At 61.4% G+C, this 19,311-nt stretch carries 18 protein-coding genes, 1 tRNA gene and 1 riboswitch; of the genes, 12 read left to right on the plus strand and 7 right to left on the minus strand.

Annotated elements, in window-relative coordinates; genetic code table 11:
* The first annotated feature begins 32 nt into the window (after nt 1–32).
* The 6 genes from AC0L16_RS03685 to AC0L16_RS03710 all read left to right on the plus strand — a co-directional run bounded on the left by AC0L16_RS03685 (nt 33) and on the right by AC0L16_RS03710 (nt 6,319).
* Nucleotides 33–1,703, plus strand: coding sequence for a ribonuclease J (locus AC0L16_RS03685; RefSeq protein ID WP_473619048.1), 1,671 nt, complete (start codon nt 33–35; stop codon nt 1,701–1,703).
* Between the two features lie 89 nt (nt 1,704–1,792).
* Complete coding sequence (gene mce / locus AC0L16_RS03690; protein ID WP_473619050.1) at nt 1,793–2,197, plus strand: methylmalonyl-CoA epimerase; 405 nt, start codon at nt 1,793–1,795, stop codon at nt 2,195–2,197.
* Nucleotides 2,194–2,478, plus strand: coding sequence for a DUF1467 family protein (locus tag AC0L16_RS03695; RefSeq protein ID WP_473619051.1), 285 nt, complete (start codon nt 2,194–2,196; stop codon nt 2,476–2,478). The genes mce and AC0L16_RS03695 overlap by 4 nt, the downstream gene beginning before the upstream one ends.
* A gap of 552 nt (nt 2,479–3,030) precedes the next feature.
* Nucleotides 3,031–4,359, plus strand: coding sequence for a proline--tRNA ligase (proS, locus tag AC0L16_RS03700; RefSeq protein WP_473619052.1), 1,329 nt, complete (start codon nt 3,031–3,033; stop codon nt 4,357–4,359).
* Nucleotides 4,356–5,639, plus strand: coding sequence for a lipoprotein-releasing ABC transporter permease subunit (locus tag AC0L16_RS03705; RefSeq protein ID WP_473619053.1), 1,284 nt, complete (start codon nt 4,356–4,358; stop codon nt 5,637–5,639). Before proS ends, AC0L16_RS03705 begins: the two co-directional genes overlap by 4 nt.
* Nucleotides 5,636–6,319 carry an ABC transporter ATP-binding protein gene (locus tag AC0L16_RS03710; protein ID WP_174654574.1) on the plus strand — a complete coding sequence of 228 codons (684 nt, stop codon included), beginning with the start codon at nt 5,636–5,638 and terminating at the stop codon, nt 6,317–6,319. Before AC0L16_RS03705 ends, AC0L16_RS03710 begins: the two co-directional genes overlap by 4 nt.
* A 381-nt stretch (nt 6,320–6,700) precedes the next feature.
* On the opposite strand, the gene lipB is transcribed toward AC0L16_RS03710, so the two are convergent.
* Nucleotides 6,701–7,537 (minus strand): lipoyl(octanoyl) transferase LipB, encoded by an 837-nt coding sequence (lipB, locus tag AC0L16_RS03715; protein WP_473619054.1) that lies wholly within the window; start codon nt 7,535–7,537, stop codon nt 6,701–6,703.
* 305 nt (nt 7,538–7,842) lie between these two features.
* On the opposite strand from lipB, the gene AC0L16_RS03720 reads away from it, so the two are divergent.
* Nucleotides 7,843–7,927, plus strand: a tRNA-Leu gene (locus AC0L16_RS03720).
* Between the two features lie 278 nt (nt 7,928–8,205).
* Here AC0L16_RS03720 and AC0L16_RS03725 read toward each other — a convergent pair.
* Nucleotides 8,206–9,135 carry a dihydrodipicolinate synthase family protein gene (locus AC0L16_RS03725; RefSeq protein ID WP_473619055.1) on the minus strand — a complete coding sequence of 310 codons (930 nt, stop codon included), beginning with the start codon at nt 9,133–9,135 and terminating at the stop codon, nt 8,206–8,208.
* Nucleotides 9,136–9,157: 22 nt separating this feature from the next.
* Nucleotides 9,158–9,511, minus strand: coding sequence for a cupin domain-containing protein (locus AC0L16_RS03730; RefSeq protein ID WP_473619056.1), 354 nt, complete (start codon nt 9,509–9,511; stop codon nt 9,158–9,160).
* Between AC0L16_RS03730 and AC0L16_RS03735 the strand changes: the two genes are divergently transcribed.
* Complete coding sequence (locus tag AC0L16_RS03735; RefSeq protein ID WP_473619058.1) at nt 9,510–10,529, plus strand: phosphatase PAP2 family protein; 1,020 nt, start codon at nt 9,510–9,512, stop codon at nt 10,527–10,529. The genes AC0L16_RS03730 and AC0L16_RS03735 overlap by 2 nt on opposite strands.
* Before the next feature lie 332 nt (nt 10,530–10,861).
* Entirely contained in the window at nt 10,862–12,574 is a 1,713-nt protein-coding gene (locus AC0L16_RS03740) for a GH32 C-terminal domain-containing protein (RefSeq protein ID WP_473619059.1), read from the plus strand.
* 22 nt (nt 12,575–12,596) lie between these two features.
* On the opposite strand, the gene AC0L16_RS03745 is transcribed toward AC0L16_RS03740, so the two are convergent.
* Together AC0L16_RS03745 and AC0L16_RS03750 are read right to left on the minus strand one after the other, a co-directional pair.
* Nucleotides 12,597–13,370 carry an HAD-IIB family hydrolase gene (locus tag AC0L16_RS03745; RefSeq protein WP_473619060.1) on the minus strand — a complete coding sequence of 258 codons (774 nt, stop codon included), beginning with the start codon at nt 13,368–13,370 and terminating at the stop codon, nt 12,597–12,599.
* On the minus strand, nt 13,367–14,698 hold the full coding sequence (locus AC0L16_RS03750) for a glycosyltransferase (protein ID WP_473619062.1): 1,332 nt from the start codon (nt 14,696–14,698) through the stop codon (nt 13,367–13,369). Before AC0L16_RS03750 ends, AC0L16_RS03745 begins: the two co-directional genes overlap by 4 nt.
* Before the next feature lie 539 nt (nt 14,699–15,237).
* Between AC0L16_RS03750 and mgtE the strand changes: the two genes are divergently transcribed.
* Together mgtE and AC0L16_RS03760 are read left to right on the plus strand one after the other, a co-directional pair.
* Nucleotides 15,238–16,653, plus strand: a complete 1,416-nt coding sequence (gene mgtE, locus AC0L16_RS03755; RefSeq protein WP_473619063.1) for a magnesium transporter — start codon at nt 15,238–15,240, stop codon at nt 16,651–16,653.
* Nucleotides 16,654–16,797: 144 nt separating this feature from the next.
* Complete coding sequence (locus AC0L16_RS03760) at nt 16,798–17,184, plus strand: MerR family transcriptional regulator (protein ID WP_023685221.1); 387 nt, start codon at nt 16,798–16,800, stop codon at nt 17,182–17,184.
* Nucleotides 17,185–17,257: 73 nt separating this feature from the next.
* Here AC0L16_RS03760 and AC0L16_RS03765 read toward each other — a convergent pair whose 3' ends face one another.
* Nucleotides 17,258–17,764 (minus strand): methyltransferase family protein, encoded by a 507-nt coding sequence (locus AC0L16_RS03765; protein ID WP_473619065.1) that lies wholly within the window; start codon nt 17,762–17,764, stop codon nt 17,258–17,260.
* Entirely contained in the window at nt 17,761–18,753 is a 993-nt protein-coding gene (locus AC0L16_RS03770; protein ID WP_473619066.1) for an acetyltransferase domain-containing protein, read from the minus strand. Before AC0L16_RS03770 ends, AC0L16_RS03765 begins: the two co-directional genes overlap by 4 nt.
* A gap of 143 nt (nt 18,754–18,896) precedes the next feature.
* A riboswitch (cobalamin riboswitch) is annotated at nt 18,897–19,092 on the plus strand.
* 37 nt (nt 19,093–19,129) lie between these two features.
* Here AC0L16_RS03770 and AC0L16_RS03775 point away from each other — a divergent pair.
* A complete protein-coding gene (locus AC0L16_RS03775; RefSeq protein WP_023798882.1) occupies nt 19,130–19,309 on the plus strand; it encodes a CbtB domain-containing protein in 180 nt (59 codons plus the stop codon).
* Nucleotides 19,310–19,311 lie beyond the last annotated feature (2 nt).

Raw genomic sequence — 19,311 nt, forward strand, 5'->3', positions numbered from 1 at the left:
GCTGGGGTTGACCGGCCAGGAAAGGAATGATCATGGCGACAGCGGAAAACGCCGAACTCGTCTTCGTGCCGCTTGGCGGCGTCGGCGAGATCGGCATGAACTTCGCCCTCTATGGCTACGGGCCGGCCAATGCGCGCGAATGGATCGTCGTCGATGTCGGCGTCACCTTTCCCGATGCCAGCCTGCCCGGCGTCGACCTGGTGCTGCCAGACACGCGCTTCATCGAGGAGAACATCGCCAATCTGCGCGGCATCGTCATCACGCACGCGCATGAGGACCATTACGGCGCGCTGCTCGACACATGGCCGAAGCTCAAGGCGCCGGTCTGGATGACGCCCTTCGGCGCTGGATTGCTGGAAGCCAAGCGGCAGGGCGTGCAAGGTGCACCGAAAATCCCGTTGACGATCTACCGCGCCGGCGAAAAATTCAGCGTCGGCCCGTTCGAGATCGAGGCCATCCCGGTCGCGCATTCGATCCCCGAACCGATGTCGCTGGCGATCACCTCGCCGGCCGGCACCGTCATCCATACCGGCGACTGGAAGATCGATCCGGCGCCGACGATCGGGCGGATGACCGACGAGGCCCGCTTCCGCGCCTATGGCGACAACGGCGTGCTGGCGCTGATCTGCGATTCCACAAATGCGCTGCGGGAAGGGGAATCGCCATCGGAAGTGGCGGTTGGCGAGGGCCTCAAGGGCGTCATCCAGAGCGCCAAGGGCCGGGTCGCGGTCACCACTTTTTCCTCCAATGTCGGGCGTATCGTCTCCATTTCCAAGGCGGCACGCGATGCTGGCCGGCAGTGCCTGGTGCTCGGCCGCTCGTTGAAGCGCGTCATCGATGTTGCCGGCGAGCTCGGCTATATGGACGGGCTGCCCGAATTCATCGCCGAGGAGGACTTTGGCTTCATCCCGCGCGAAAACCTCGTCATCATCTGCACCGGCAGCCAGGGCGAGCCGCTTGCGGCCTTGGCAAAACTGTCGCGCGACGAGATGAAATCGGTGTCGCTTACGGCAGGCGACACGGTGGTGTTTTCCTCGCGCACCATCCCCGGCAACGAGAAGGGCATCCTTGAGATCAAGAACCGGCTGATCGATCTCGGCATCAAGATCATCGAGGACGGCGATGCGCTGGTGCATGTCTCCGGACATCCGCGTCGCAGCGAATTGCGCAAGATGTATCAATGGGTGCGCCCGCAGATCGGCGTTCCCGTGCATGGCGAGGCGGCGCATCTGGTGGCGCAGGGGTCGCTGATGTCGGTGTCCGGCATCGGCCAGGTGGCGCAGGTCCGCGACGGCGACATGCTGCGGCTCTATCCCGGTGCGGCGGCGATCATCGACCAGGTGCCGTTCGGCCGCATCTACAAGGACGGCAGGCTGATCGGCACCGACCAGGCGATGGGCATTCGCGACCGGCGCAAGCTGTCTTTCGCCGGCCATGTCGCGGTCAATGTCGTGCTCGACGACAAGTATGAGCTCGCCGGCGATCCCGATCTGGTCGCCATCGGCGTCGCCGAGGCCGATGCCCGCGGCGAGAGCCTGGAAGACCTGATGATAGATGCGGCAATCGGCGCCGTGGACTCCATCCCGCGTCAGCGCCGAAGAGACCTCGACCTCGTACAGGAGGCAGTGCGCCGCGCCGTCCGCGGCGCCGCCAATGAAGCCTGGGGCAAGAAGCCACTGGTGACGGTGTTCGTCACAAGATAGGGGAGTAGCGCAGTACGGCAGTAGGGGGAGAAAGTAGTTTTTCCCTACTCCCCTACTCCCCTACTCCCCTACTGCCCTGAGGAAAGCTTATGCTTAAACGCCTGAACCATGTCGCGCTTGCCGTGCCGGATCTGGCTGCGGCGACGGCGGCCTATCGCGACACGCTCGGCGCTCGGGTGAGCGCGCCGCAGGCGCTGCCGGAGCATGGCGTGACGGCGGTGTTCATCGATGTCGGCAATACCAAGATCGAATTGCTGGAGCCGCTTGGTGAGGGTTCGCCGATCGCGGCATTCCTTGAGAAGAACCCCTCGGGCGGAATGCATCATCTGTGCTATGAGGTCGACGACATTCTTGCCGCGCGTGATCAACTCATCGCCAACGGCGCCCGCGTCCTGGGCGACGGCAACCCGAAGACCGGCGCGCACGGCAAGCCGGTGCTGTTCCTGCATCCCAAGGATTTCTTCGGCACGCTGGTCGAACTGGAGCAAGCATGAGCTGGGTTTCGTTTCTCGCCCTGTTCTTCATCACATGGTGGGTGGTGCTGTTCGCCATCCTGCCGTTCAGTCTGAGGACGCAGGACGAGGATGAGGACGTGACGTTGGGCACGGTACCCAGCGCGCCGCGCGGACCGCATATGCTGCGCGCGGTGCTGCGGACGACGATCGTCACGCTGGTTCTGCTTGGCATCTTTTATGGCCTTACGCGGGGGCTCGGCCTCGGCATCGACGACATCCCGCGCATCGTGCCGGATTTCAGCCGGAGTCCGGAAAACTAGACCGCCGGGTACAGCTGGCCACATCTTGCATGGGAGCACCAATCCGGGCTGGAAGCCGATGCGGGTTCCGAACCGGCTGTGCTGGCGCTAGGTAAAGTGGTTTAGCAATTTGTCGTGCTAATCAAATGATTGCACAAAAAAAATGCAAGGCACGAGGCCTTGCAATTTAAACGCGTCCGATCTGTTTCCGTTGTCCGGCGGCAGCGAGTAACCGCGCCTAGATCGCATCCTCCCAAGACTTTGACCGCGTAGGAGAGCAGATTTCTTTCCGCCCTCTCGTTTATCGGCGCACATTAGACCAAGCCGGGTGAAAATGTCACGCAGAATTTTGCCCGGAAATAAGCAATCTCGTGCTGCACTGCACAATAGTATGGCAGGCGTTGCTTGCGAAACGACCAGCAAGGCGAACGCGGCACTAAGGCGCCTTTGCAACGCCCAGTGGGCGCGGGGGGCGGGTTTCCATTCCGTCATGAAATGGCTATGAAGCCGGGGCAAGCAAGCCTGCGCTGCGCCGATTCCGGTGCGGCAATCCTCTCTCTGACGGACCAGTCCATGCGTTTGTCGCGCTATTTCCTGCCTATCCTTAAAGAAAATCCGCGCGAGGCCGAAATCGTCTCGCACCGGCTGATGCTGCGCGCCGGCATGATCCGCCAGCAGGGGCAAGGCAGTTTTTCCTGGCTGCCGCTCGGCAAGAGGGTGCTGGACAAGGTCTGCCGGATCGTTCGCGAGGAGCAGGACCGGGCCGGCGCGCTCGAGATCCTGATGCCGACCATCCAGTCCGCTGAGCTGTGGCGCGAAAGCGGCCGCTATGAGGACTATGGCAAGGAGATGCTGCGCATCAAGGACCGGCAGGATCGGGACATGCTCTATGGGCCGACCAACGAGGAGGTGGTCACCGAGATTTTCCGCGCCTATGTGAAGTCCTACAAGGATCTGCCGCTCAATCTCTATCACATCCAGTGGAAATTCCGCGACGAGGTGCGGCCGCGCTTCGGCGTCATGCGCAGCAGAGAGTTCCTGATGAAGGACGCCTATTCCTTCGATCTCGACTTCGAAAGCGCCAGGGCGGCCTATAACAGGATGTTCGTGTCCTACCTCAGGACGTTCACGCGCATGGGGCTGCAGGCAATCCCGATGCGTGCCGATACCGGGCCGATCGGCGGCGACCTCAGCCACGAATTTATCATCCTGGCCGACACCGGCGAGAGCCAGGTCTATTGCCATCGCGACTATCTCGCACTTGACGTGCCGGGGGCGGACACGGACTTCTCCAACGATGCCGAGATCGGCGACATCGTCAAGAAATGGACGACGCCCTATGCGGCGACCGACGAGATGCACGACGAGGCGGCGTGGGAGAAGGTCGCGACAAGCGACCGGGTCTCGGCGCGCGGCATCGAGGTCGGCCACATCTTCCATTTCGGCGACAAATATTCGAAGCCGATGGGCGCCAAGGTGACCGGGCCCGACGGCAAGGATCATTTTGCCTCCGGGGGTTCCTACGGCATCGGCCCGACGCGGCTGGTCGCGGCGATCATCGAGGCCAGCCACGACGACAACGGCATCATCTGGCCGGAGGCGGTGGCGCCTTTCGACATCGGCCTGATCAATATGAAAGCCGGCGACGCCGACTGCGACCGCGTCTGCGATGAACTCTATGCGGCGTTTGTCGCCGTCGGCAAGGACGTGCTCTACGACGACACCGATCAGCGGCCGGGCGGCAAGTTCGCCACAGCCGACCTGATCGGACTGCCGTGGCAGGTGATCGTCGGGCCGCGCGGCGTCGCCGCCGGCGAGGTCGAGATCAAGAATCGCAGGACCGGCGAGCGTGAGACGCTGCCGATCGTGGACATGAAGAAACGCTTCGGTTTTGCCGCATGAGCGAAGCCGCAGCGAAAACCCCGGCCGCCGGACCTTTTTCCGTGTTCGAACGCATGGTCGCGTGGCGCTATCTGCGCTCGCGCCGCAAGGAGACGGTGATCTCCGTCATCGCCTCGATCTCCTTCCTCGGCATCATGCTGGGCGTCGCCACGCTGATCGTCGTGATGGCTGTCATGAACGGGTTTCGCGCCGAGCTCCTGACGCGCATCCTCGGTGTTAACGGTCATCTGATCGTGCAGCCGCTCGACATGCCGCTGGAGGACTATGCGCAGGTTGCCGGCCGCATCAACGGCGTGCCCGGCGTCCAATACGCCATTCCTCTGATCGACGGGCAGGTGCTGGCGCAAGGCAATATCGGCGGCGGGTCGGGGGCGCTGGTGCGCGGCATACGCGGCGAGGATCTGGCCAAGATTTCGATCGTCGCCAACAATATCAAGCAGGGCTCGATCGCCGGCTTCGACACAGGCGAGGGCGTCGCTATCGGCAGCCGCATGGCCGACAATCTCGGTCTTGTGCTCGGCGACACCATCACGCTTATCGCCCCCGACGGCGATGTGACGCCGCTCGGCACGACACCGCGCATGAAAGGCTATCCGGTCACGGCGATCTTCGAGGTCGGCATGTCAGAATATGACAGCTCTATCGTCTACATGCCGTTCTCGGAAGCGCAGCTTTATTTCAACATGGATGGCCGGGCTCAGGCGATCGAGATCTATGTCGACAATCCCGACAATGTCGACGCGCTGAAGCCGAAGGTCGAGGAGGTGTCGCAACGGCCGATCACCATGGTCGACTGGCGAGAACGCAACAGGACTTTCTTCGATGCGCTGCAAGTGGAGCGCAACGTCATGTTCATGATCCTGACGCTGATCGTGCTGGTGGCGGCGCTCAACATCATCTCGGGCCTGATCATGCTGGTCAAGGACAAGGGCCACGACATCGCCATCCTGCGCACCATGGGCGCCACGCGCGGCGCGATCCTGCGCATCTTCCTGATGACGGGGGCGGCGATCGGCGTGGTGGGCACCCTTGCCGGCGTCCTCCTCGGGGTCATTATCTGCCTGAACGTCGAGCGCATTCGCCAGTTCTTCTCCTGGCTGGCCGGCGAAAGGCTGTTCAATCCCGAGCTCTATTTCCTGAGCCAGTTGCCTGCCCGCATGGACGCCAGCGAGACGATCTCGGTGGTGCTGATGGCGCTGGTGCTGTCGTTCCTGGCGACTCTGTTTCCGGCATGGCGCGCGGCCAGGCTCGATCCGGTCGAAGCGCTGAGGTACGAATGATGGCCGAGGCCATTATCGAGCTGAAGAGCGTCGAGCGGCATTATGTCCAGGGGCCGCGCAAGCTGACCATCCTCAACGGCGCCGATTTTTCGCTGAAGCGCGGTGAGATCGTGGCGCTGGTGGCGCCTTCGGGCACCGGCAAATCGACGCTGTTGCATACCGCCGGACTGCTGGAGCGGCCCGACGCCGGCGATGTCATTCTGGCCGGCCGCGCCTGCGGGCGGCTTTCCGACGACGAGCGCACGGCGATCCGCCGTAACGATGTCGGCTTCGTCTATCAGTTCCATCACCTGCTGCCGGAGTTCACGGCGCTGGAAAACATCATGATGCCGCAACTGATAAAAGGGCTGACGCGCAAGGAGGCTGCCGAGCGGTCGGCGCAGCTGCTCGACTACATGCAGATCGGCAAACGCGCGCAGCACCGGCCGTCCGAACTGTCCGGCGGTGAGCAACAGCGCGTCGCCATCGCGCGCGCCGTCGCCAATGCGCCGCTGGTGCTGCTTGCGGACGAGCCGACCGGCAACCTCGACCCGGTCACCGCCTCCTATGTGTTCGAGGCACTGGGGGCGCTGGTCCGGCAGTCGGGCCTGGCGGCGCTGATCGCCACCCACAATCACGAGCTTGCCTCGCGCATGGACCGTCGCGTCACGCTCGCCGACGGCAAGGTTGTTCCGCTTTAGGTGTATCGATAGTCAGCCGGCCTGCGAGCGGCTGATACCTGCGCTTCCGGTGCTCACGTACCCAACAGTACGCTCCGTTCCGGTTCACGGAACTCACCGTTCTCGGCGCGGGACCCGAATCTCGCCACACCTAACGGGCTGAACCTCAGCGTGCCGTCTTGCCATTTCCCACACGCTGCCTGCGTGGAAGCGGTGGAAATCCGCCTGTCAATCTTTCCTTAACCCTGCCGAACTGATGCCGGAATTTCGCGGCTTGCCTCGAGTTGCGGTCGTTGACATCCGAACAGAATTAGAACAAATTGCGAACATAATGAAAACAGGAGAGCGTTATGGCCGGTCTTGTTCAGGATGTCGTGTCACTGGTGTGCATGAGCACTTTTCTCATTTCCATGGCGATCTGGATCGGAGCGATGTGAGGAAGCGCGCCCCGTTCTTGACGGGCTGCGTCGGAGCTCGGTGGTTCAGCGCCGCTTTGTCAGCCGGCTTGCGGGCCAACTCGACAAGCATAGGTGCCGCGGGTCCGAAGACATCCTCGAAGGCGGATTTCAGCGCGAGATCGAGATCGGCCATTCCCAGGGGAAGGCCGAGGTCGACGAGGCTGGTGACGCCGTGGTCCTGCACGCCGCACGGCACGATGCCGCTGAAGTGGCTGAGATCCGGCTCGACATTGATGGCGATGCCGTGAAAGCTCACCCAGCGCCTCAGCCTGATGCCGATGGCGGCGATCTTGTCCTCGGCGAGCGATCCGTCGGGCAGGGCGGGGCGATCCGGCCGCACCACCCAGACGCCGACGCGGTTCTCGCGCCGTTCGCCGCGCACGTTGAAGGCGGCGAGCGTGCCGATGATCCATTGTTCAAGTGCCGCGACGAAGGCGCGGACATCCTCGCGCCGCCGCTTCAGGTCGAGCATCACATAAGCGACCCGCTGGCCTGGCCCATGATAGGTGTATTCGCCGCCGCGCCCGGCTGCGAACACCGGGAAACGGTCGGGCTCGATCAGGTCCTCGATGCGGGCGCTGGTGCCGGCGGTGTAGAGCGGCGGGTGCTCTACCAGCCAGACCATCTCGCCGGCGGCGCCGCCTCTGATCGCTTCGGCACGCGCCTCCATCAAGGCAAGCGCATCCGGATAGGCGGTGAGGCCGGGTTCGATCCGCCATTCGACCGGCGCCGAACCGGGCAGGGGCAGGAACGACGTGGCGATCTGGCTGCGTTCTGTCATGGCATGTCTCGTCTAAAGCGCGCCGCGTTTGAAGGGAACCGTGGGCACGCCCTAGATTTTTGTTTTGGGCATGTTGCCCCCAAAACCGCTGCGCACCCTCGGTTCAAGCCCGAGGGCATGTTTTTGGGCGACATGCATTCGCCTCACATATGGCGGCAATCGGCTGAAACGTCCAGTTGCCAGCGCGTTTCAGCTCTTTGGTGGGTTATGCCGAAGCCCGGGCAATTATTGCGCGACGCGCCCTTGTTTCGCCGGAAACGATTTGCTACACGCCGCGAGCCGGTTCGTTCCGGCTCCTACCACGTGCGGTCGTGGCGGAATTGGTAGACGCGCAGCGTTGAGGTCGCTGTGGGGCAACCCGTGGAAGTTCGAGTCTTCTCGACCGCACCAGCTTGATCCAATAAGCTGTTACTTTTATTGTGCGATTTTCTGTTTCCCTGCAGTTCTTCCAAGACTGTTTGTGCAAACTGAAACCTGCACGAACCCGCTGCTGGTTGGGTGCGGATGCCGCGCACTAACCGCGTGGTTTGAGCCGCCATCATATGCCAGCTGCGTCAAAGACCGAACCGTGCCGCGAAACGGACACTTGGGAATGCTCGGCGAAAAATGCGCTCCACGCAAGCGGCTATATATTGATGTGATTGCGCGGCAAATAGCCCGCTAGTGCGTTAGCTCAAAGCTTGTTTGCGGACACGACTTTCCAGCCGCATGAGCAAATAGTCGACCTCTTGTCTGGCCGCCGCCGACAACGCACTGCTCGGCTTGCGCTGGGCGTCCGACGCGATGGCGCCACGCTTCATCATCACATATTTGCGTATCGCAAGTCCCACTCCTGGTTGCTGCTCATAGCGCAGATAGGGCAGGTGGGCGTCAAAAAGATCGTGCGCCTTGTCGCGCTCGCCGGCGGCAGACAGTTTCACCAATTCAACCAGCATATCGGGGAAGGCATAGCCTGTCATCGCGCCGTCGGCGCCGCGCTCCATCTCGAAGTCGAGAAAGAGGCCGCCATTACCGGTGAGGATTGACAGCGGCCGCAGCAAGCCGTCCTTTTGGAAGCCGCGCAGCGCGCTGATCTTCTCCAGGCCCGGCCAGTCCTCGTGCTTTAGCATGAAGCAGGCCGGGTTGTCGGTGACGATGCGGCGGATGACGGCCGGCGTCATGATGACCGAGAGGGTCAGCGGATAATCCTGCAGGACGAAAGGAACATCCTCGCCGACCGCTTCGGATGCGTTGCGAAAATAGGTGACGATCTGGTCGTCGGTGCGCAGCGCCGGCGGCGGCGCGATCATCACGCCCTGCGCGCCAACCTCCATCGAGGCGCGCGCGAGGCTGCGCATGGCGGCGAAGCCAGGGGCAGAGACGCCGACGATGACCGGCAGCCCGGTGCGCGCCACGATACGTTTGACGATCTCGAGCGATTCGCCGGCGTCGAGCTTCGGGGCCTCACCCATGATGCCGAGGATTGTCATTCCATCGACGCCGCAGCGCTCGTAGAAATCGACCATCGAATCAAGGGATTCCCAGTCGATCTTGCCATCCGCCTCGAACGGCGTCGGGGCAATGGTGTAGACAGCTTTGGTGTCAGGACCGATGGCCATGAACTCCTCCTAAATCCAGCTTTCAGTCATAACGCAGGACCGACGGTCCGATCCAACCCAGCAGTCGGTCCGGACGGGCGGGCGCGAAGATTTTGTAATAGACGCAGCCTTCGGGTCCCGTGCCGATCGCGCAATGGCGGAGGCCGGCGGGAAAGAAAAGAAGGTCGCCCGGATGTGCGTCGAAGATCTTGCCGTCAATGCTGAGCTTACACATGCCCGATACCATGACAAGGATCTGCTCGTTGTCGCGCCAGTGCGGAACGGAGCCATCTTTTGAGTGACAGCCAGGCGTTGAAGTAACCGCATGGTAAGCTTGCTTCGCTATCACATACATAATGCCACCGATGTCGGCATTTGAACCTTGGTAAATTAGCATGATCTCAATTGCGGAGGCGGGGGACTACAGTCCATCGACAAAATGGTCATTGCGCCTTGCGTTCTTTTTAGCAATCTACGTGGCGTGCGCGTCTGCAATAAGTCCGCAGTCTTTCTTCCACCTAACACTGGTTTATGTCCAGAAGTTCGTCGCCGGTATTCCGATCTTATTTGTTGCTGGTGTCTGTTCCGCTGCGCTTATTTATGGTCGAGGACAACCAACTCGCTACGCCGTCGATTTGGTCCGAGCGCGCTGGCGTGGCTGTTTGCTGGTGCTGCTGTTCTTCTTCGCCAGCTTGACCGCGTTCTCTACCTACAAGATGGCCATCCCGTCCGTCGTTCCATTCTATGCGGACAACTGGTTAGCCGATCTGGATGAATGGTTGCACGGGGCAGCGCCGTGGGAACTCACGCACAAGCTCGACAGCAACATTTGGTCGATCGTCGTCTTCAACAGCTATGAGGTCATTTGGTTTTTCCAGTGGTTCGGCACCATGCTTTTCGTGTCTCTCTGGTCGGACAAGATTGGCCGCGTCCGCTACCTCTGGGCAGCAGCGCTGACGTTATCCATCCTCGGCACTATCCTGGCCCTGGCGCTGGCATCGGTCGGGCCGATCTACTACCACCAGTTTGTTGGCGAGGACCGCTTCAGCGGACTCGACGCCGCCATGGACGGTCTCGACTATAGCCACATGGTGCGGGAGCCCGCCGCATATCTTCTGACGGCTTACCAGAGCGGCCGGCCAGACCTTGGCGGCGGCATTTCGGCCATGCCTAGCATGCACGTCGCCTTTGCCACACTGAATGCGTATCTGCTTTCTTCCCTCAATCGCTGGCTCGGTATTCTCGGTTGGGTGTTTGCAGCCCTGATAATGTACGGTTCGGTGTATACCGGATGGCACTACGCAGTTGACGGCTACGTCTCTATTGTCGTGGTGTCGGTGATCTGGTGGGCGACCGGACGCCAGCCAGCGCAGATCAAGACACAGTTTGCAATACGCCAACCCATAGAAGGTTAGGTGCCTGGCAATGTCAGCCACGGGCAACAGCGCTGGTTAACTGGGCGTCGCCTCTGCTTAAGAGACGACAAATCCGCGAAGTCGAAGCTCGCGGAAAAGAGAAGGTCTAGCGCCGTCGGACAATGCAGTCATGCTCTGCGAGCCGTCAACCTTCTTCGGCCGCGAGTTCAGCAGCTGCAGCCGGCGATCTGTGCGGCGATTGACGTCAAGGGCTGTCGATCCTGGGGAATGACTTTGCCAAAGTGAAAATCCAGCTTTAACCTTCCGCAATGCATTCCAGGTCGAGCATCCGGTTTTTGCCTGGGAAAGCCGCACGCAACGGAGCCATATTTATGAGTGACAGCCAGGTAAGGATTGCGGCCGGGAACACCATTCGAAGCCTGCATGCCGATCTGCCAGTCAACGCCACCTTCCATATCTGGCTCAAGGCGACCAGGCCGGACGTTCCGGGCTCGCTGTCGTTTTCCAATGTCCGTGGCAAGTTCGGCGAGGTGAGCGTCACGAACGCCGAAGAGCATGAATTCAGAATTTTTCACGTCTTCGGCGGCGGCAGTGTCGAACTGGATTACGACGCGGATCGAACCTCGGTTTCGGTTGCCTACTGGTTCGCATTGGCCGACGTGCTGGAGACAGGCATTACAGTTCTCCACACCAATCCGGGAAATGCCCCGCCGAACATACCTGACAGCTATCATTTTCGTCCGCCGTTCGGCTGGATGAACGATCCGAACGGATTTGGCCGGTTTGGAGGCCGCCCGCATCTGTTCTATCAGCATTATTCGCATGGGCTTCGGTGGAACACGATGCATTGGGGGCACGCCGTATCTTCCGATTATTTGCGGTGGCGTCACATGCCAATCTTCCTGTTTCCGTCGGAAGATCTCACCGCCAGGCCTGACAAACGGGGCGGCGCCTATTCCGGCTCGGCCATCCCGCTTGCCGATGGCCCGGGCATTCGCGTCTTTTTCACCGAGCAGGTACAGGACCGCATCCCGGAACAGCAGATCCAACTCACGGCCACTTCCAGCGACCTCATCATGGCGGGAGATGCGTACGTCATTCTGCCATACCGCCCGCTTGACCAGGGATTGACAGCGGATTTTCGGGACCCATACGTATTCAAGGGACCGGATGGCCTTTGGAAAATGCTGCTGGGCAGCCAGAGCGATGAAGGCGGCGTTGTCCTGCTCTACGAAACCCGTGACCATACGGCCGCCACCGGATGGACGTATATTGGCAAGCTTCTGGTCGAGAAACACTATCGGACGACGGCGATCGAATGTCCCTGTCTGCTGCCGCTCGACGGGCCTGCGACCGATCCTGCGACGCGCTGGGTTCTGATTCTCGGACTGATGAACAGTGAAGACCAGTCGACCCGGCGCAAGAACCTGACGATGGCCATTGTCGGCTGGTTCGATGGTCGGACCTTTGCCAAGGAATTCGAACAGGAACTGGACTTCGGGACGGATAACTACGCCTTCCAGGCCTTCGTCGACGGTGATGCCATTGTCGGCATAGGCTGGCTTGCCAACTGGGCCGACACCGGACCGGCGATCGATTTCCCCACAGCCATGACGTTGCCTCGCAACATCCATCTGACTGCAGGCGAGTTGCACACCCCGCCCATCGGCGCTGCCGAGAGCCTGCGGAGCCATATTCTGGACCGGACACGCCTCGCAGCCGGAGAGCAGGTAAGCTTCATCAACGGCGCTGTCGAAATCCTGTTCGAGCTGGAGAAGCCCGGTGCCCATTTCCACTTGAAGCTGCAACATCCAACTGTCCGGCTCGAGGTTGTCGTCGACGACGAGGGACTTGCCATTTGTCATGGAGACGACGCTGCGGCATCCCCTCACTATATTGCCAAGGGAGCCCGTCCGAAACGGCTGCGGATATTCCTCGACTACGGATCGATCGAGGTTTTTGCGGATCGCGGTCGTTGGGCTGGCACGAAACGGATCAGCGGGTTTGATCCGGTGCAATCGGCACGTCTCATCGCCGAAACGGGCGCCATTCTACACGCGACGGTATGGGCCCTCAAACCGTGACAACGAGATAAATATTTCCAGTTCAGGATCGGGCGTCCGCAAACACCGACCAATGAACGAGGCCTTCGACGACGCCAAGGGCGAACGGCTTTTTCGCGCTGTAGATCAGCGGGTTGTCCCGCGCCATGTCAAGCAGTTCGGGAAGGGCATTGGCGACGACAATCCCGCGCGCCCCCGGCAGCTCGAACATGCTGCGATCATTGTTGGTATCGCCGGCGACGACCACCTCATCCAGGCCGATGCCGAGCTCATTGCAGAGCCAGGCCAGCGCCTGGCCCTTGTCTGCTGAGCGCGGCAGGATGTCGAGATCGCGTCCGCTCGAATAAACCATCGTCACCGACAGGCCGGCCTCGGCCAAAGCGCGCTCGATGCTGGCAAGGGCTTCCGGACTTGCGTCGAGCAGGTACCAGCTCGATTTGAAGGCGTGTTGATAACCGTCGGGCTGGCGGATGGTGTCTTCGAGCGATCCGAGCACCGCATCGACCTTTTCAAGCGACCAGCCTTCCGAAAATCTTTGGGTAAAATGCCCCAAATCAGTAAAGTGTGCAGGGCGCGAGGTGTGCCGCGGACCGGCGAGCATCGTGCCGACACCGCCGATCACGTAGTCCGGCGCTGGCAGGCCAACTTCGTCGACGAAGTTCAAGATATCGTCGGCCAGGCGACCGCTGTTGTAGACGAGAACCGGCCGGTGCTCGGGATCGAGCGCTTCCCATTTCAACCGAAAGCGTGACGTCGCCGGCGCATCGCCTGCCAGGGTCCCGTCGAGATCACTCGACAAAAGCGCGATCGGTTTCAATCGCCGTCGTTCCACGGCTCGTCCCAGTCATGATCGTCGACCGCCTTCAGCACCGGACGTCCTTCGACAAGGCTGACCAGCTGCTGCGCGATGCCTGTCCAGGTGAACAGGCTGCGCGCCTTGTGCGCGCCCATGCGGCCCAGACGACCGTAGAGGCGCTGGTGCTTCATCGGCTTGACGATGGTGATGCCGAGATCTTCCTTGTCGAACGGATCGCCAAAAAGCGCGTGCCGGCCATAGCTGATCCCGCGATAGAGGCCGCCATGGATCGTGACCACGGTCGGCGTTCCGCAGGCCATTGCCTCAATCGCAGTCATGCCGAACGGCTCGTAGCGGCTCGACAGGACGAACATGTCCGCCGCCCGATAGGTGTCGGCCAGGTCCTCGTCGGCAACATAGCCGGAGAAGACGACACGATCCTGCAAGCCTAGCTGTTCGACCTGTTGCTTGAGCTGGTTCAGGATCTTCTGTTCCTGCTCGTCCATGTTCTCGCCGCCGACAGCAAGCCTCAGGACCGCATCCGGCACGCGCGGCGCCACCACGGAAAACGCATCGATCAGCAGGTCGTAGCCCTTGTTGGTGGCGAGCCGGCCGAGCGCCAGGACCGTTCGCCCCTCGAAGCCGAGCCGATGGCGGATCAACCGGCGAGACGCCTCGCTGACGGGGAAGAACCGGTTGTCGTCGTAACCGGGCGGGATCATGTGCACGCGGTCGCGCTCGAGGCTGTAGTCCTCGACCAGCATGTCGACCTGCGGCGGCGTCGTGGCGATCACCATGGCGCAGCTTCGATAGATGATCGTCTCGTGCTTTATGCGCTCGGTGAAATTGAACTCGGCCTCGAACGTATCGGCCTTGTCAGGGTAGTCCGTCTTCATCTGGCGCTGCTTCCAGATGCCAAGCGAATGCGGCGTATGGATGTGCGGGATATTGAGCGCTTCCGACAGTCGCTGCCCCGCCACGCCCGCATCCCAGTAGTGAGAGTTGATGAAGTCGTAGGAGAGGGTTTCGCGGCGAATCAGGCGCAGCGCGTTTTCACACCACTCGAGAAGGTGGCGATGGAGATATTCCTTCGGAATAAAATCGGGTCCGCCACAGGCGACACGCAGCACTCGAACCCCGTCGGCCACGTCATCGACAGGAGGCTGGTCTTCAAATCGTCGCGTCCAGATATCGACGGCATAACCCAACTGGGCCAGTTTTTTGGCAAGTTCCAGGACATAGACTACCTGTCCGCCGGTATCGGCCGCGCCGAGTGGCGGGTTGGCTGCTACGTAGCCGTGGGTTGAAATGAGAGCAATTCGAGGTATCGCCGCATCCGAGTCCGGCATCTGTATCCTTCTCTACGATTGATCGTTGCACGCCGCGGCATGCACAAGTTCGATTATATAAGGTTTCCAGCTGCCATCCGCAAATGTCGAAGCGCCAGGTGGCCGCCAAGGCTGGTGGCACGTCGGTGAGAATATTGACTCCGCCCGCAATGGTAGCGTTACCCAGCTAGCGCCTCCCGGCAGCCAGCGTTTGCAAGCGCCTCTCTGTTCCTCCAGATGGTCTACGCAAACCGGTAGCGGGACCGGCTCGAACCGGTTCTCCAGCGGGTCGTCGCCGCGGACGGCGATCTGCGCCTGACCCCCAAAGCCGCCGACAGGGAACATACCGAGGGACCTCGGCGCGACGATTGTGGGAGCCGGACAAGACATTGTGCGATTGGTCGATGATAGCGCCCGCGGACATCGACTTCGAAATCTGACGGACGCTGTAGCAATTTAACGCTGCTCATGATCCTTTCTGGAAATCGATTCCGATTTTCATGGTCATGCGCTAGACCTGACACGCACCTTTTCCGGAATTCTGATGGCGGGAGGCGCTTGTGGAAGGCCAGGACGAACAGACGACCGGCGCCAGGACCGCTGAGGACAGCGCCGACATCTATGGCGAGGACGGCGCCATTCTGTCGTCGTTCCTTGCCCAAATCGGCGCCGCGATCGCCGATCGCGACACGCTGACGCTGAAGCGTGAAGTCGATGACCTGCACCAATCGGAACTCGGCGACCTGCTGGAGGCGCTCCATCCCGAACAGCGCCGCGCGCTGGTCGAATTGTTGGGCGCCGACTTCGACTTTTCCGCGCTGACCGAGGTCGACGAGGCGATCCGCCGCGACATCGTCGACAGCCTGCCCAACGCACAGATTGCCCAGGGGGTGCAGGACCTCGATTCCGACGACGCGGTCTACATTCTCGAGGATCTCGAAAAGGAAGACCAGGACGAAATCCTGTCGCAACTGCCGTTCACCGAGCGGATCAGGCTGCGCCGTTCGCTCGACTATCCCGAAGAGACCGCCGGCCGCCGCATGCAGACCGAGTTCGTCGCGGTGCCGCCATTCTGGACGATCGGCCAGACCATCGACTACATGCGCGAGGACAACAACCTCCCCGATCGCTTCAGCCAGATTTTCGTCATCGATCCGAGCTTCAAGCTGCTCGGCGCCATCGATCTCGACCAGATCCTGCGCACCAAGCGCTCCATCAAGGTCGAAGAGGTGATGCATGAGACCAGGCACGCCATTCCGGCGACGATGGACCAGGAGGAGGCGGCGCGCGAATTCGAACAATACGACCTTCTCTCCGCTGCCGTCGTCGACGAGAACGAGCGACTGGTCGGCGTGCTGACCATCGACGACGTGGTCGACGTCATCCAGCAGGAAGCCGAGGAGGATCTGCTGCGCATGGGCGGTGTCGGCGACGAAGAACTGTCGGACAGCATCCTTTCGACCTCGCGCTCGCGCGTTCCGTGGCTGCTCGTCAACCTTTTGACGGCGTTCCTAGCGGCCTCGGTGATCGGCCTGTTCGACCGCACGATCGAGCACATCGTGGCACTGGCCGTGCTGATGCCGATCGTCGCCGGCATGGGCGGCAATGCCGGCTCGCAGACCATGACGGTTACGGTGCGGGCGCTGGCGACCAGGGACCTCGACATCTATAATGCCGGCCGTATCATCCGCCGCGAGATGGGGGTGGGCTTCATCAACGGCATCATCTTCGCCATCCTGATCGGCATCGTCGCGGCCGCCTGGTTCCGCGATCCCAATCTGGGCGGCATCATCGCCGCGGCGATGATCATCAACATGTTCGTGGCCGCACTGGCCGGCATCCTGATCCCGCTGCTGCTCGATCGGTTCAAGATCGACCCGGCCGTGGCTTCGGCGGTCTTCGTCACGACGGTCACCGACGTCGTCGGCTTCTTTGCCTTTCTCGGCCTCGCTACCTGGTGGTTCGGCGTCCGCTGAGCGAACGCGTGGTTACGCCTCAATTGACTTTTACGTAAATGCCATGCGAGATTTTGGAGCAGCCTCTGGCCGATTCTGACACGCGTGCGAATAGCGAGGCCGCATGGTTGGAACCCGTAGCGCGGCCGGGCATTTGGAGTGATGATGCGGGAATATTATTCGATCACCGAACTGACCCGCGAATTCGATGTTTCGACGCGGACGCTGCGCTTCTACGAGGACGAGGGGCTGGTGCAGCCGGTGCGGCGCGGCCGCACGCGGCTGTTTCGCCCATCGGACCGGCACCTCATCCGCCAGATCATGCGCGGCAAGAGGCTCGGCTTTTCGATCAACGAGATCCGCGAAATCATCCAGATGTACAAGGAGCCGCCCGGCGAGGTCGGTCAGCTCAACCTGATGATCAAGCGCATCGAGGAAAAGCGCGAGGATCTGCGCCAGAAGCGCCGCGACCTCGAAGAGACCCTGGCTGAGCTCGACCAAGCCGAAGAATCCTGCGTCGAGCGGCTGGTGGAGCTCGGCGTCAACACCTGATCGGCCTTTTTGATAATTCTACTCTGGCGGCCAGCTAGCGTGGATTTCTGCGCTTCCGGTGCTCACGTACGCCTCAAATCCAGCGCCGCACCTTTTTCGCGTAATCCCGGTATTTCTTGCCGAATTTCGTTGCCAGAACTTTTTCCTCGCCCTCGATCGCCATTTTTTGCGTTGCGAAGGCGGCGATGATCGCCAGCGGCAGGAACCATACGTTCCCCGAGATAAGGGCGATACCGATCATCAGCAGCGTGTTGGCCAGATAGATCGGATTGCGGCTGACGGCGAATGGGCCCGTCGTCACCAGATGGTCCGGCACGGCGTTCGGGTGGAGCGTCGTCTTTGCCCGGATCATGGTGCGGATCGCCGTGAACCAGAGTGCGACGACGCCGAACAATGCCACCCAGCCGGCCGCGAACAGGATGTCGCCCAAAAGGCCGCCGATCCATGGCAGCGGATAAAGCAAGCCAAGCGCGATGCTGACGGCGATGGCCGCGACATAGATCAGCGGCGGCCACGGTATAAACCCCGGTTTTTGCTGTCCCGGTTTCTGTTGGCCCGGTTTCTGCTGATGGTCGGTCATTGTGCTCCTCCCTCCATCAAAGTGCTGTCGGCTTTGGCAGTGCAGGCGCCGGCGAGCTCATCGAGATGCGCCTTCCATTCCGCAGCCTGGTCATTGCGGTAGAGCCGATCAAGCGTGGCTTCGCCCTCGAGCGTATCGAGCATGCACACACAATAGCTGGTGCAGAACTCCGTGTCGCGCGATTGCTCGCATGAGGCCTGGCACTCTTTCAGGAAGGCGACCGGCTTGGTCTCGACCGCTGCCGGCATGACTTGCGAAAACAGCCAGACCGAGCCGATCAGCACCGGCTGGTGGATCAGATAGAAGGCGAGGCTGTGCCGGCCGATAAAGACCAGCGGATTGGTCCAGCGGCCGGGCGTCAGGCCCGCCAGCCGCGTCAGCACGCCGGAGGCGAAGGCGAGCTTTGCCGCTGCGATGCCGACAAGCACGGCACCGAACCATGGAAACAGCGGGACATAATCGTTGGAGCGCGGGTTGGTTGCCGACAGGCCAACCCACCACAGGGCCGGATGATCGAAGATCTCGGACCTGAGATAGAGCGGCGCGGTGATGACGAAAGCTGCGACAACCAGCGTCAGCAGCGCCGGCAGCCGCAGAAACGCCAGGCCGAGCAGGCTGGCGACCGCGATCTCGTGCAGGATGCCGAAGAAGATGAAGCTGTCGGGCGTGAAAAACCTTGTGGCGGCCGATATGGCGAGCGCAGCCCCGGCGACCATGGCGAAGCGTTTCCAAAAACCGTTCCAGCGGATTTGTTTGCCATGGGCGAGGAACAGGCTGACACCGACCAGGAACAGGAAGGTCGAAGCGATGCAGCGCGCGTAGAATTTCCACCAGCCAAAGGCAGTCAGGCCGGGATCGGTGTAGCCGAAGAATTCGAGATCCCAGGTGAAATGGTAGCTCGCCATGGCAAGCAAAGCGATGCCGCGGGCGACGTCGATGGCGATGATGCGCCTGGATCGGTCCTGAACAGCCGGCGTATGAATGGTCATGGTCTCGCAATTCTGATTCAGTGCTGCAAGACGATTATCATGGTTGCCCCGGACAAAAGAAGACAGAGCCAAATCCCGTTGAGACGCCGCATTCGCGCTGGTAGCTGGCGGAATTTGGTTTGCCGGGCGCGGCGATTCTGCCTATAGTCGCACCAGTCGTCGGTTCCGTTTTGGAGCCAAGAGGGAATGCGGTGAGGGCAAAAATTTGCCCGATGCCGTGGCTGCCCCCGCAACTGTGTGCGGTAGTCCTCTCCATATGCCACTGAAGAGCTTCTTCGGGAAGGTGGGGAAGGGCGCTGATCCGCGAGCCAGGAGACCTGCCGGCGACAGGAGAACTGACTTCTATGCCCTCGGGTGGAGGGCGAAAGGACAAGACATGAATACCGCTTCCGTCTCGCTCGGCGCTTCCGTCTCCTCGCAGTCGCGCTTCGTGCAGTTGGCGCTTGCTGCATTTCTCGGCGTTTTCGTCATGGGATTTGTCGGCTTCTCGCATATCGATGCGGTCCACAATGCCGCCCACGACTATCGCCATTCGATGGGCTTTCCCTGCCACTGACG

The organism is Mesorhizobium sp. WSM4848, from assembly GCF_055811375.1.